Here is a 14,670-nt window from a genome sequence, read left to right on the forward strand (position 1 = left end):
TACTGTAAACAACCTATTGTAAACAATCTGCTGTGAGTAACCAGATACGGCTAATTAGACGTAACACTAGGGCGTTGATTTAAACTATTAACTAGTTCTGTTTACTGCTAAATGGGCGAGTGCAACTAGTGCTTCTTTATGCTCACTATCAGGAATAATGGCTAACGCTGCAATCGCTTTATCGGCTTCTTGCTCTGCTTTCTGTTGAGTATAAGCCAATGCTCCGGTTTGCTGTAAAGCAGTTAAAATCTCATCTAAATGCTCCATACCATTTGCATGTTCAATGGCATCACGAATTAAAGTGCGTTGCTGTTCAGTACCATGTTGCATAGCATATAAAAGTGGTAGTGTAGGCTTACCTTCTGCAAGATCATCACCGATGTTTTTACCTAACTCGTCAACATCTGCGGTGTAGTCTAATACATCATCAATTAATTGAAATGCAGTGCCTAAATGCTTGCCAAATGCGGATAAAGCGAGACTAACTTCTTCAGGTAAATCTGCAATGACCGCCGTTAAGCCTGTTGCGGCTTCAAATAATTTTGCAGTTTTGCAGTAAATAACCTGCATGTAGCTGTCTTCTGTAGTGTCGGGATCATTACAATTCATGAGCTGTAACACTTCACCTTCAGCAATTACATTGGTTGCATTTGCAAGCACTTGCATAACTGGCATTCGATTTAATTCCACCATCATTTGAAATGAGCGTGTGTATAAAAAATCACCAACTAGCACACTGGCTTGATTACCAAATAATGCATTAGCTGTGTCTTTGCCGCGACGCAGCATGGACTCATCAACCACATCATCATGCAATAACGTTGCAGTATGAATAAATTCAATGATGGCGGCTAATTTGATATGATCCTGACCTTGGTAATTAATGGCTTGAGCAGCAAGTACGGTAAGGAGAGGGCGAATACGTTTTCCGCCGCTGTTTACAATGTACATACCAAGCTGATTAATGAGGGCTACATCGGAATTTAGTTGATCAAAAATTAACTTATTTACGCCGTTCATATCAGGTTTTGTTAACTGGCGAATCTGCTCAAGATCCATAGGACTCACTTATTAAATCGTTTATAAAGAGGCAATTTTCCAGAATTCTACACCAAATTAGGCACTTCCTAAATTGATTTATTTGGTACTTTAAAAACTGTACAAAAAATATAAATTTCTTCTAATTTAGACTTGCCTCACAAAAAATATTCGCGTAGAATTCGCGCCCTATCGTAGAAATTGAAGATACACCGATTTGAGGGTGTATAAATATCGGAGTTATTATGTACGCGGTTTTCCAAAGTGGTGGCAAACAACACCGTGTGACTGAAGGTCAAACGATTCGTCTAGAAAAATTAGATGCTGAAACTGGTGTAGCACTAGAGTTTGATAATGTATTAATGGTTGCAGACGGTGAAGATATTAAAATTGGCGCACCTTTTGTAGCTGGTGGTAAAGTGACAGCTGAAGTTGTTACACACGGTCGTGGCGACAAAATCAAAGTCGTTAAGTTCCGTCGTCGTAAGCATTCACGTAAGCAAATGGGTCACCGTCAGTGGTTCACTGAAGTTAAAATCACTGGCATTAGCGCTTAATTAGGAGTTCTGAAAAATGGCACATAAAAAAGCAGCAGGTAGTACTCGTAACGGTCGTGATTCAGAAAGTAAACGCTTAGGTGTTAAGCGCTTCGGTGGTGAATCAGTATTAGCGGGTAATATCTTAGTTCGTCAACGTGGTACACGTTTCCACGCTGGCGCAAACGTAGGTATTGGTAAAGATCACACTTTATTTGCATTAACTGACGGTAAAGTTCAGTTTTCTGTAGGTGGTCCTAAAAACCGTAAATTCATTAACATTGTTAGTGAATAATAAACGTTAAAATTTAAAAAAAACCCCGCATGATGCGGGGTTTTTTATTGCCTTCAGTATAATCATTTAAAGTAATAGACAGTTATTGCGTCTCTATTGCTATAATATCAATTAGCATGATTATTTGATCAACTAGAGCTAAGCCAAAATAGCTCAGTTAATCAAGCCAATTGGTATAATTCTTTTATTCCTATTTTGTGAGTCGTTTTGTTTCTATGGCTTGCTATACTTTTTGAACTTTGTCTGTTTGCGGAGACTAATTTTAAATGAAATTTGTAGATGAAGCGATCATTCGCGTTGAAGCGGGTGATGGTGGTAACGGTGTCATTGGCTTTCGTCGAGAGAAATACATCCCTAAAGGTGGTCCTGATGGTGGTGATGGCGGTGATGGAGGCAGTGTTTATCTGCAAGCGGACGAGAACCTAAATACGCTTATCGATTATCAGTTTGAAAAATTTCACCGTGCTGAGCGTGGCCAGAACGGTCAAGGTGCTAACTGTACTGGTAAAGGCGGTGAAGATCTTTTCATTAAAGTGCCAATTGGTACACGTGCAACAGACGAAGATACTGGCGAAGTGATCGGTGACTTGACTAAGCACAATCAGAAATTACTAGTGGCTCGCGGTGGTTTCCACGGGCTTGGTAATGCTCGTTTTAAAAGTAGTGTAAACCGTGCGCCTAGACAGAAAACTAATGGCACGCCGGGTGAAATTCGCAACTTAAAATTAGAGTTGATGCTACTTGCTGATGTTGGCCTATTAGGATTACCAAATGCTGGTAAATCAACATTTATTCGCTCTGTATCAGCAGCAAAACCAAAAGTTGCAGATTATCCGTTTACTACCTTAGTGCCTAATTTAGGCGTGGTAAAAGCAAGTGGTCATAAAGCCTTTGTTATTGCAGATATTCCGGGATTAATTGAAGGTGCAGCAGAAGGTGCTGGTTTAGGTATTCAATTCCTTAAGCACTTAGAGCGTTGCCGCTTATTAATGCATATTATTGATGTGTTACCAGCTGATGGTTCTAACCCGGCTGATAATGCAGTAGCAATTGTAGGTGAATTGGAAAAATACAGTCCTAAGCTTGCTGAAAAACCAAGATGGTTATTGTTTAACAAAATTGACCTGATCCTTGATGAAGAGTTAGAAGAAGTCATTGAAGACGTTAAGAAAGCGCTAGATTGGGATGGCCCAACGTATGCAATGTCTGCGTTTGATAAAATTAATACCGCAGAGCTGTGTAGCCAGATCATGGACTTTATTGAGTCATTACCGCCTGAAGAAACGAAGCATGATGCCACTGAAGAAGTTGAGTTTAAGTGGGATAATTATCATAAATCAGCCATTGAAGATCATGATGATGACGATGATGATTGGGATGATGACGACTATGATGTTGAAGTTATTTATCACGAGTAATCAACGATAAGCAGAGTAGGTTATTAAATAATATGAAAATATCGATGATTGCAGCGATGGCAAATAACCGAGTGATTGGTAAAGATAATCAAATGCCGTGGCACTTACCAGCAGATTTGAAATTTTTCAAAAATGTAACGATGGGTAAGCCTATTTTAATGGGCAGAAATACCTATGAATCAATTGGTAGGCCATTACCCGGAAGGGAAAATATCATCATTTCGCGTAATGAAGATTACAAAGTAGATGGTGCGAGTGTTTTTCCTAGTATTGAAGCTGCGCTGACTTATTGTCGCTCTAACAAAAGTCATGATGAAGTGATGATTATCGGTGGTGGTGCAATCTATAAACAAGCGCTACCACACGCAGATAATTTATACCTTACCTACATTGACCTAGATACGGATGGCGATACATTTTTTCCTGATCATAATGAATTTGGTGTGTGGGATGAAACGTTTTCTGAAGCACATCACTCAGATGAAAAAAATGCACACAATTACGTATTTAAAAAGTTAGAAAAAAGAGAAGTTGCACTCTAGCAATATGAATTATGGATAAAGCCTTGGTAATACCAAGGCTTTATTTTTTTAGCTTGAAGGCTGTGTTTAAGGTTTTTAACGCATGGTTGAAGGTTAAAAATAATAGCCAAAATTAATATTAAAGCGATTATTTACTTCACCATTATCATCCGCGATACTGCCACCAATAAAGGGCTGATTTTTTGCTCTCACAAAGTCAAAGTACGTATAAAAACCATTTCCAGCCGCCACAGCAACACCAAGTACATTCATCCAAGTATCATTATTTAAATCACGTTTATCTGTAATCACACTGTGATCATTATAAAAGGTTAGGCTTGTTAAGGGGCCAGCCGAAACAGGAAGGGTGTAAGCTACATTGGCGGTATATATACGTGCTTCACTTGGAATAGTGTCATAAAACGAATAGGCAGCCATGACCACACCTTGATGATCAACTTTTAAATCATAATCATAGTCGGCCAGTTGCACCTGAACGTTCCACGGGCCATGATCGTAAACACCGTGTGCTGCCAATGCCAGTCGATTGCCTAAATTTTGATTAGCGAATTGCGCCATAGCATTAGCAGGTTCAATGCTGCCAGAGTATAAGTTCCCCCCTTGAGCAGACAGTCCTAGCTCAAGTGTTTCATCAGTCGACCAAGACCATGTGTGCGCTCCACGTAACGCCCAGCTATTACTTTCTCCAATAGCGAGTACAGGTTCATCGTAAATCCCTTCTCCTGCTAGCCTAATACCCACAGTGTCGTAGCTGTAACGTGCAGTTCTGTCACTTACGAAACCATCGATACCGCCTTGTTCATCTGACTTCAAAAAGGCAGCATCTAAATCCCAAGTATCACTTCGATAACGCACTTTAATGCCACTATCGTGTTCATCTTCTAACCCGACATAAAATGTTGAATTAAAAAAATAACTGTGAGAATTGTAAGGTAAGTTACCAAAAGGTACAGCAATCACACCTACTTGTGCTTGCCAATATTCATCAAAGTTGTAGCCAAAATAGGCATGTTTGACGGCTTCTTGATACTGATACCATCGATACTCTGCTGATAGAATGACATCACCTATCTCACCATCAAAATTTAATCTAAAAATGTCAAAGTCGAAGTCACCTGTGCGGTTTTCATTGTCCGGATTATAGTCTTCATATACATATTGAAACCGTACTGCACCATGTATTTTTATTGGCCACGTTTCGTGGTTGTCAGACTCTATTTCAAGTTGTTGTTCGATTTGTTCAAGTCGCGCCTCAACATTTGTATTTGGCGCAGTTTGATTTGATTTCACGACAACAGGCTGTTCGCTATTAAGATTATCAGAGGTTGGTGCTTCAGCTCGCTGTTTCATTTTTTGTTCTAGTGCGGCTAATCGTTGCTTCAATAGTTTTATTTCTTGCACTAGCTCAGCGTCGGTTGTTGAGCGAGAAACTGCATTATTGGCCGTTTGAGTTACCGTTAACTCTTGTGCAGACAGGTTTGTACTGAGCACCATGTTTGACATTATGGTCAAGCTACCTAATGCCAACAAGTGTCGATTAATACCAAGTATATTGAATTTAAACATGGGGAGACTCCTTATCAACACGAGGGTAAATATGCTGAGTGACATAGTCCTCTTGCAATGCTTTATACAAACAATAGGCCATCATAAGTAGCACTATGGTAAAGGGAAGGCCGGTAGATATTGCAGCGGCCTGCAATGCGACTAGTCCACCTCCAAGCATTAATACTGCCGCTACTATGCCTTCGGTTACCGCCCAAAACACGCGCTGGGCAACAGGCGGGTTTAAATGGCCGCCAGAACTTAGCATATCAATAACTAATGAGCCTGAATCAGAGGAAGTAACAAAGAAAATGACCACCAGAAACATGGCGATTAAACTGGTGATCATTGACCAAGGAAGTTGTTCAAGCATGACAAATAAGCTCATGGCATAATCATTATTCACGGCTTCAACAATACTAGCATTACCAAATACTGCTGAGTAAATTGCATTACCACCAAAGCCACTCATCCATAGAAATGTCATGAGCGATGGCACTAATAACACACCTAATACAAACTCTTTAATAGTGCGGCCTTTTGAAATACGCGCAATAAATACCCCCACAAAAGGCGACCAGCCAATCCACCAAGCCCAGTAAAATACGGTCCAACTGCCTTGCCAGTTGGCTTCTGGTTGATAAGCTTCAGCCCAACTAGATAACTCAAATAAGTTCTGTAAATAATGTCCAGTGCTTTGTACAAAGCTTTTTAAAATAAACAGTGTTGGACCAAGAGAAATCACAAACAATAGTAATAACGCGGCTGCAATTAAATTCAATTGGCTAAGTCGTTTAATCCCTTTATCAAGCCCGCTAACTACCGAAATAGTGGCAAAGGCAGTAATAATGGCAATCAATAGAACTTTCATCCATACAGATTGGGTTAAGCCAAATAAATGATGCAAGCCAGCATTAACTTGATCAACGCCTAAGCCTAATGAAGTGGCTACCCCAAAAAGTGTTGCTACCACGGCAAGAGTATCCACAAGGTTTCCCCAAAAACCATGAATTTTCTCGCCTAAAATGGGATAGAAAGCTGAGCGAATCGATAATGGCATGCCACGATTAAAGGTGAAATAAGCGAGTGTTAACCCAATTACGGCGTAAATTGCCCACGCGTGAAGCCCCCAGTGTAAAAAGGTAATATCCATGGCTTGAGAGGCTGCCTGCATTGTTCCCCCTTCACCTCTGGGCGGATTACCATAGTGGAAAATAGGTTCGGCTACTGCCCAAAACATGAGGCCAATCCCCATACCTGCACTGAACAGCATGGCAAGCCAGCTAAGGAATGAGTAAGCAGGTTTCGCCTCTGCGCCACCAAGTCGAACGTGGCGATAACGGCTCATGGAAATGTAAATAGCAAAAATGAGTAATAACTGAACCGACAAAATTAGAAACCAGCCAAAGTAGCTAGTTATTCCCTCTTTGGTTGCATTAAACAAATCGGTTGCTTTTTCAAGGTTTAGCAATGTGCCCAAAACAAAAATAAAAATAAGAGCAACGGAAGTAAAAAATACAATCGGGTGTACTTTCAAGTGGCGATCGACAAGCTGTTTGATAGTCAAAAATGCTTCTCCTTTTCTCTATCGTTAATGTGCGAGATGCTACGCAGCTTGTGGAAAGCGGCTGTGCGTTATGTGTGTATTGAATGGTTGTGTCGCAAGGCGAAATATATGTATTGGTTGATTTATTTCGCCAATTTGCTGTTAAGTATGGTTAAGTAAGCTGATAATTCAACTTTTTAAAATTAGAGTATTTACTCACTTTTTTCTTTTACGAGCGATTTTTTAGTTGACAGTTTTTACTTTTTTGTGCGATTGTAATTTTACTATGATAAAAATTAACCGTTTTTCTTCAATTATGATGACAATGACCGTAACCACCAACCCGGGAGGGTAGGAGGCCGCTGGACTATTGTCGAAAGATTAATAAAACCCGTGACCTCACAAGTCACGGGTTTTTTCGTTTATGGGATTAAACAATGCAAGTATTAAAATTTGGTGGTTCATCGCTTGCTAATGCAGAACGTATATCTGCTGTAGCACAATTAATAAAACAACGCTCAGATGCCGCAAAAATTATGGTGGTTTTGTCGGCACCACAGGGGGTGACCAACGAGCTAGTTGAAATGTCTGAACTTGCATTTTTAGGTTACGATTTCAAAGAGTCTGTCGCAAAACAAGAGCAGCGGCTAACTGGGTTAGTTGAATCTTTCGAATGTTTATCCGAGCTACAAAAAAATAAACTTAAAGCACAATTAATAACAACATCTGAAAAATTACTCTCTTTGCTTGAGGGCATTAAGCTTCTAAATTTTTGTCCAGATCACGTTAAAGCTCAGATTATTTGTCAAGGCGAGAAATTAAGTATTGCTTTGATGGAGGAAGTACTGAAAAGCGACGCTATTGCTGCAACGAGTTTGGATGCAATGCAATGTATTCGTAGTTCGGAAAACTACTTAAACAGTTCTGCAAACATTACAACAAGTAAAACGCTTTTTGCTGAGCAAATAGCTAAAAAGCCAGCACAAGTCTATTTATTGGCAGGATTTACAGCAGCTAACGAGCGTGGTGAGTTAACCACATTAGGACGCAACGGATCAGACTACTCAGCTGCTGTAGCTGCGGCATGTGTTGATGCTGAAGTGTGTGAGATTTGGACTGATGTTGATGGCGTTTATAGCGCGGATCCTCGTTTAGTTAATAGCGCAATGCTGGTTGATCGTTTGTCTTACAGCGAAGCAATGGAGCTGTCTTATTTTGGTGCTAAAGTACTGCATCCCAAAACAATTGGTCCGTTAGCACAATATAAAATTCCTTGCGTAATTAAAAACACCCTCAATCCTGAAGCGCCGGGTACGCTAATAGATGATGCGGATAAATCGGGTGATGCAGTTAAAGCGATTTCTAGCTTAGATCAGCTTACTATGCTTACATTGTCAGGCCCGGGCATGAAAGGTGTGGTTGGCATGGCGGGCAGAGTCTTTTCTACCATGGCTAGAAATAATATTTCGGTTATTTTAATTACCCAATCGTCTTGCGAATTTAGTATTAGCTTTTGTACGCACTCTAATGCACTAGAGCGTGCATCACGCGCGCTGCAACAAGAATTTGATCTTGAATTACAAAACAAACTGCTGCATCCCATCGAATTTAAAAAGAACTTATCTATTGTGTCTTTGGTTGGTGATGGCATGAAAAAGCAGCGTGGCATTGCAGCAAAATTTTTTGCTTCGTTAGCGCAAGCCAGAGTGAATGTGGTTGCGATTGCGCAAGACTCTACAGAGCGCTCTATTTCAGCTGTAATTAAAGCGCCATTGTGCGAAGAAGCGTTAAAAGTATGTCATGAAAACTTTTTTACTCATGCACTTAGCATTGATGTATTTTTAGTAGGCTGTGGCACAGTAGGTAAAGCGCTGTTAGCGCAAATTCAGCGCCAGCAAACACTACTAGCCGATCGAAATATTAAATTAAACGTATTTGGCATTGCGAACAGTAAACGCTTGTTACTGTCACCCGATGGAATAGCGTTAGACAATTGGGAAAGGCAGTTATCAGAAGCTGACTCTAGCTTTTCATTAGTGAATGTGTCACGTTTTGTGGAAGAAAATCATTTGGTAAACCCTGTGCTAGTCGACTGCACGTCAAGTGAACATATTGCGGTGCAATATGCAGACTTTTTGGCGGCAGGGTTTCATGTGGTAACGCCGAATAAAAAAGCCAATACTGGATCCGTTACTTATTACAATCAAATTAGAGAAACAGCACAACAAAACCGCCGCCGCTTTTTATATGAAACCAACGTAGGTGCGGGTTTACCAGTAATAGATACCCTGCAAGGGTTATTTAATGCGGGCGATGAAATGCTGCGCTTTGAAGGGATTTTATCAGGCTCATTATCCTATATTTTTGGTAAATTAGATGAAGGTATGTCGCTTGCTGAGGCCACAAAAGTAGCACGTGAAAACGGCTATACTGAGCCAGATCCACGCGACGATTTAAGTGGAATGGACGTAGCAAGAAAGCTGCTGATTATGGCTCGCGAAGCTGGGCTGCAACTTGAGTTACATGATATTGATGTAGAGTCTGTTTTGCCTGAGGGATTTGATGCAGATGGTTCAATAGAGCAGTTTATGGATAAACTACCGCAGTTAAATAATTACTACCGTGACAAAGTCGCGTTAGCAGAACAGTCGCACAAAGTGTTACGTTATGTAGGGGTTATTGAGGATGGTCAATGTCGTGTTGCTATTGAAGCGGTAGATGCAAACAACCCATTATTTAGTGTTAAAAATGGTGAGAATGCACTCGCAATTCACAGTCATTACTACCAACCCATCCCATTTGTGCTTAGAGGTTATGGTGCAGGTGCAGAAGTCACCGCTGCGGGCGTATTTGGAGATATTATGCGTACACTTTCATGGCAACAGGAGATGTAATCATGGTGTCAGTATTTGCGCCAGCTTCCATTGGTAATGTTAGTGTAGGATTTGATTTATTAGGCGCTGCCATTAAGCCAATTGATGGCGAGCCGCTTGGTGACGTAGTGACCGCCTCTCTCATAGATAGTGGCATTACTGTGACAACAACAGGACGATTTGCTCATAAACTGCCTGACGACGCACAGCAAAATATTGTTTATCAATGTGCAGCGTACTTTTTAGTGCAACTTGATGACGATGGAATTAATCATAAAAGAGCAAACACAAGTTCAAGTGAAAACTCACATGATAACCCATATGAAAACAAGCGTGGCGTGCACTTAACGCTAGAAAAACGCTTGCCTATTGGCAGTGGGCTTGGTTCAAGTGCAAGTTCAATAGTGGCGTGTTTATCTGCTTTGAATCAGCTATTTGGTCATGCATTTTCTGATGATCAGCTGCTTCTGATGATGGGAGAATTCGAAGGCAAGATCAGCGGCTCTATCCATTATGATAATGTGGCACCTAGTTATTTAGGCGGTATGCAATTAATGGTAGAGCAACCCAATAAATTAACCTCCACCTTGCCTATTATTGATAACTGGTACTGGGTTGTAGCTTATTCGGGCGCGTCTGTGTCAACGGCCGCCGCGCGCGAGGTATTGCCTAAAACCGTAGAGTTATCTACCGCCATTACTTTCGCCAAAAATTTAGCGGTATTTGTTGATGCAGTTCATAACAAAGATAGCCACTTAGCTGAGGCCATGCTCAACGATGTGATTGCAGAGCCTCATCGTCAACATTTATTACCCAACTTCGAGCAAGCAAAAGCACAACTGTCATATTTAGGCGTTAAAACGGTAGGTATTTCAGGCTCGGGCCCAACAATATTTGCCGTGGCGCATAGTTTAGCGCAAGCAACCGCTGCTAAGCAGTGTTTAGAAGAACATTACATACAACATGACACAGGCTTTGCGCATATTTGCCAGATTGACGACATTGGCGCTCGTGAAATAACTATTTAATATCAACTTTGCTATGTCATCGGTTACTACGTATTCGGTGGTCATTCTTAAGCGTAAAAAATATAGCAAAAGATGATGGGGAAGGATTTAAGACATATGAAATTGGAAAATTTAAAAGTAAAACAAGACGTCACATTTTTAGACGCCATTACATTAGGGTTAGGAAAAGAGCAGGGGTTATTTTTTCCTAGCAATATAGCACCTATTGAGAATATTCCAGCCTTGCTAAAAGAAGACTTTGTAACTAGAAGCAGTCATATTTTAACGCATTTGATAGGTAATGAGATCCCCGCTGAAACGATGAAAAGCATTGTTGAGGCAGCCTTCACATTTGCAGCTCCGCTCAATCAAGTGAATGAGAATACATACTGCTTAGAGCTCTTTCATGGACCAACATTAGCATTTAAAGACTTTGGCGCACGCTTTATGGCGCAATGTTTAGGGCGATATAACGCTTTGGTAAAAGGCTCAGAATTGCAAAATGATACTGAAAACGACGCTCGAGATGGTACTGATTGTTCTGGGCAAAAATTAACGATTTTAACGGCAACATCAGGAGATACGGGTGCTGCAGTTGCCCATGCTTTTCATGGTGTAGATGATGTTGAAGTGGTTATTTTATATCCCAAAGGAAAAATTAGCCTATTGCAAGAAAAGCTCTTTTGCACATTGGGCGACAATATCAAAACACTTGCGATTGAAGGCGATTTTGATGATTGTCAAAGTATGGTGAAACAAGCATTTCAAGATGATGAGGTTATGTCGCAATTGAACCTCAATTCGGCAAACTCAATCAATATAGCAAGGTTGTTAGCACAAGTTTGTTATTACTTTGAAGCAATAGCGCAATTGCCAGCAGAGCAGCAAGCAGAAGCTGTTATTTCGGTTCCTAGCGGTAACTTTGGTAACTTAACGGCTGGCTTGATTGCCAAAGCGTTAGGGTTACCAATTAAACGGTTTATTGCTGCAACAAATGAAAACGACACAGTACCGCGTTATTTAGCCTCACAGCAATGGTCACCTAATCAGACTAAAGCAACGTTATCTAATGCAATGGATGTAAGTGAGCCTAACAACTGGCCAAGAATAGAGGCGATGTTCGAACGCGGTATTATTGCAAGAGAGTCACTAACAGCTGTCGCCATTGATGAACAGTTAACGCAGTTAGCAATGAAACAACTTTATCAACAAGGTTATTTGTCTGAACCACATGCGGCAATTGCCTATAAAGCATTAAAACACGCGTTAGTAGATGATGAAGTAGGGATCTTTTTAGGCACTGCGCATCCAGCCAAATTTAAAGACAGTGTAGAAAATATTCTAGGCGAAATGATCCCGTTGCCTGAGGCGCTCGTTGAGTGTGCAAGCGAAGCTATTCTTTCGCATTCATTACCGAATGACTATGAACAAGTTAAAGCCTTTTTGTTATGTCGCTACAGGCAGAAATGACAAATTACATTATTGCTTATTACATATTACAGCTTTGTTAGGCTGCACAATTACAAATGTAGGTTTGGCACTCACTGAATTAGAGAAAAGATACTTGTTTGAATACAAATTAGTGAACGATATGAGTTGATCATTACAAGGTGTCTTTTAAACTTAAGTAAAATATTTTACAACAATAATTTATTAATAGTTATGAGCTAATAATTAGGGCTAACAAAGAGATTTGATAGCCCTTTATTCATTAATTACATTGGGTACTAGGAATACTCCATATAACAGTATCTTTCACATCAGTAGTAACTAAACCTTTAGTGTGACCATTTAATGTCTCAGCGGAGAAAACACTATGTAATATTTTTGGTAGTTCGCTGTCAGCATCTTTATTGTAGTTAGCAATTCTCACACCGCGGGCATTAATTGACACATTCTCATTTGTGTAAACTACAGAACGACAATTAGACTTGTCTTTTGTTGCTGAGTATACATTTCTTAGATTTAACGTAGAGCCAGTAAGAGAGTTAGCCATATATAAACTGATAGGTTGGACCGCAAGGTTTTCAGTGAGAAGCTCGACATCTTCATGCATATTTTTTTCAAAGTGAACATTATCCAGTGTAACATTTGTGATGTTACCAGCCCAAATCGCTACACCACCAGTATTCTCAATGACCGAATTTTCTAATATCAAACTGCTTCCAACTGGCGTATTGTTTGAACTGGTTAGTTTGATTGCATGATCTCCATATTCGCTCTGAGCAAAGCGGCTTTGCTCGATATTTAACCGCTTAAAGTGCAGTAAGCCTAACTTATTTTGACTTAGAGTAATGTTGGCATATACTCCGAACTCTGAAGCTTTAATTAGTATATTATCAAAAGAAGTTTGATCTAATCTTTTGATATCTAAGCCTTTACCAAACGCAATTAATGCAATGTTTTTAAAGCTTACATTAGAAGTAGCGTTATAAATTTTAATTCCAATACTCTCCTCGTTATATTGACTTTTATCCATGAAATTTGTTCTTATTTGGAGATCTTTAACTAACACGTCATTTTTGACTATAGTAGTATCACTTAAATCTAAACCAACAATACTATTAAATCTCAATACTGTATTGTACATCCCGTCACCTACTAAATGTAACTTCCCATCCTTAGAGTTAGATATTGGCTGGTTGAAAACATAATTAACGCCTGAGGGAAAGTATAGTTTATGACTTTTTTCAAGTGCATTTGTAAGCATGGAGTCATATCCTTTATTAACATCATAATAATCCAGTACATTAATAAACTCAGAGTTATTTATTTCAGCACTTATTTCAGTAGAAGCCGTTGATGATACGTTGTTATTGAATGCCCTTACTTTAAATTTATATAAGCCGCCTGTGAGTACGGTAATTGTGGCGGTAGATTTTATAAACGGCCCGTAAGTTGTTAAAGTATTTGCTTCGTCTCTCGTATCGATAAAATAACTATCATCTTCTCCAGTACTATTCCAGCTAAGAGTTGCATCGTAACCTTCGATATTTTTAATAACTAGGTTAGTAGGAATGTCTGGCTTTACTATTATTGTTATTTCATTGCCAAAATCACCACACCCATAACGACATGCACGTATTTTGTAGTTGTATACGCCAGGGGTCGTAATAGTACGATTAATAGTGCCAGACGTGTTGCTTGTTAAATAACTCCCATTTTCCCAAAGTTGGTATGAGGTCCCATTTGGCTGATTATTGTCAAATGTTAAGGCGAAACTTTGCCCCCTAACTGAAGTGCTCGGCGAATTAATACTTACAGGAGTGGGGGGAGTTGTATCTAAGTTAAGTAAAATTCTTGAAGAATAAGGAGAACATACATTATTATTACAAGACTTTATTCTATACCCTCTTAGTCCACTATTGAGCCCACTCCATGTCACTTCTGTTGAAGAGTATGGACCAAACTCTTTCCATCTATTACTTCCAAATTTTATAGAAATATAGTAACTATCATCATAACTGGTACTGCTCCATTTAGCGGTGATAGAATCTCTTCCAGTAATACTTGCAGTTAAGTTTTTTGGTGTTGGGGGGAGTATTTTAATTGTATTAGTTTCCCCAAAATTCCCACAACCATATTTGCATGCGCGGATTTTATGTGTGTACACTCCTGCTTTGTTAATAACGCGATAGATTGGGCTAGAAGTTCTACCCGTTAAACGGCTGCCATTCTCCCATAATTCATAAGAAGTACCTGTGGGTTGACTGTCATCAAAATCGATGTTGAAGCCTTCACCTCTCACAGCTGTATTAGGAGTAGTGACATTCACGGGTATTGTATTTGAGTTAGCAAGAGATGGAGCCAATAGCAATATACTTATTAGGGCTAAAATAGGTGTGTTTACTGATAATTTAAATCTCATTT

Annotated in this window: 11 protein-coding genes; 7 read left to right on the forward strand and 4 right to left on the reverse strand. The window is 39.8% G+C overall.

The genetic code is table 11. The features are described from left to right. Positions 1 to 87: 87 nt before the first annotated feature. Complete coding sequence (gene ispB, locus HUU81_RS03185; protein WP_199610832.1) at positions 88 to 1,059, reverse strand: octaprenyl diphosphate synthase; 972 nt, start codon at positions 1,057 to 1,059, stop codon at positions 88 to 90. Between the two features lie 224 nt (positions 1,060 to 1,283). Here ispB and rplU point away from each other — a divergent pair, with 224 nt between their 5' ends. The 4 genes from rplU to folA all read left to right on the forward strand — a co-directional run bounded on the left by rplU (position 1,284) and on the right by folA (position 3,829). Then, positions 1,284 to 1,595 carry a 50S ribosomal protein L21 gene (gene rplU, locus HUU81_RS03190; protein WP_199610833.1) on the forward strand — a complete coding sequence of 104 codons (312 nt, stop codon included), beginning with the start codon at positions 1,284 to 1,286 and terminating at the stop codon, positions 1,593 to 1,595. A gap of 16 nt (positions 1,596 to 1,611) precedes the next feature. Further along, a complete protein-coding gene (gene rpmA, locus HUU81_RS03195) occupies positions 1,612 to 1,869 on the forward strand; it encodes a 50S ribosomal protein L27 (RefSeq protein ID WP_199610834.1) in 258 nt (85 codons plus the stop codon). Between the two features lie 266 nt (positions 1,870 to 2,135). Beyond that, positions 2,136 to 3,287: an Obg family GTPase CgtA gene (gene cgtA, locus HUU81_RS03200; protein ID WP_199610835.1), complete on the forward strand. Its 1,152-nt coding sequence runs from the start codon at positions 2,136 to 2,138 to the stop codon at positions 3,285 to 3,287. Positions 3,288 to 3,319: 32 nt separating this feature from the next. Continuing rightward, positions 3,320 to 3,829 (forward strand): type 3 dihydrofolate reductase, encoded by a 510-nt coding sequence (gene folA, locus HUU81_RS03205; protein ID WP_233520561.1) that lies wholly within the window; start codon positions 3,320 to 3,322, stop codon positions 3,827 to 3,829. 93 nt (positions 3,830 to 3,922) lie between these two features. On the opposite strand, the gene HUU81_RS03210 is transcribed toward folA, so the two are convergent. After that, a complete protein-coding gene (locus HUU81_RS03210; protein ID WP_199610836.1) occupies positions 3,923 to 5,395 on the reverse strand; it encodes a porin family protein in 1,473 nt (490 codons plus the stop codon). Then, positions 5,388 to 6,941 carry a BCCT family transporter gene (locus tag HUU81_RS03215; RefSeq protein WP_199610837.1) on the reverse strand — a complete coding sequence of 518 codons (1,554 nt, stop codon included), beginning with the start codon at positions 6,939 to 6,941 and terminating at the stop codon, positions 5,388 to 5,390. Before HUU81_RS03215 ends, HUU81_RS03210 begins: the two co-directional genes overlap by 8 nt. Before the next feature lie 416 nt (positions 6,942 to 7,357). Between HUU81_RS03215 and thrA the strand changes: the two genes are divergently transcribed. The 3 genes from thrA (at position 7,358) to thrC (ending at position 12,270) form a co-directional block, all read left to right on the forward strand. Next, the gene (gene thrA / locus HUU81_RS03220; RefSeq protein WP_199610838.1) at positions 7,358 to 9,814 is read left to right on the forward strand and encodes a bifunctional aspartate kinase/homoserine dehydrogenase I; all 2,457 of its coding nucleotides are present in this window, start codon (positions 7,358 to 7,360) and stop codon (positions 9,812 to 9,814) included. Continuing rightward, a complete protein-coding gene (gene thrB, locus HUU81_RS03225) occupies positions 9,814 to 10,821 on the forward strand; it encodes a homoserine kinase (RefSeq protein WP_199611946.1) in 1,008 nt (335 codons plus the stop codon). The genes thrA and thrB overlap by 1 nt, the downstream gene beginning before the upstream one ends. A gap of 96 nt (positions 10,822 to 10,917) precedes the next feature. Continuing rightward, on the forward strand, positions 10,918 to 12,270 hold the full coding sequence (gene thrC / locus HUU81_RS03230; protein WP_199610839.1) for a threonine synthase: 1,353 nt from the start codon (positions 10,918 to 10,920) through the stop codon (positions 12,268 to 12,270). A gap of 241 nt (positions 12,271 to 12,511) precedes the next feature. Here thrC and HUU81_RS03235 read toward each other — a convergent pair whose 3' ends face one another. Continuing rightward, positions 12,512 to 14,668: a hypothetical protein gene (locus tag HUU81_RS03235; RefSeq protein ID WP_199610840.1), complete on the reverse strand. Its 2,157-nt coding sequence runs from the start codon at positions 14,666 to 14,668 to the stop codon at positions 12,512 to 12,514. Between the last annotated feature and the right edge of the window lie 2 nt (positions 14,669 to 14,670).

Origin of the sequence: Flocculibacter collagenilyticus, from assembly GCF_016469335.1 — a bacterium.
Lineage (GTDB): Bacteria > Pseudomonadota > Gammaproteobacteria > Enterobacterales > Alteromonadaceae > Flocculibacter > Flocculibacter collagenilyticus.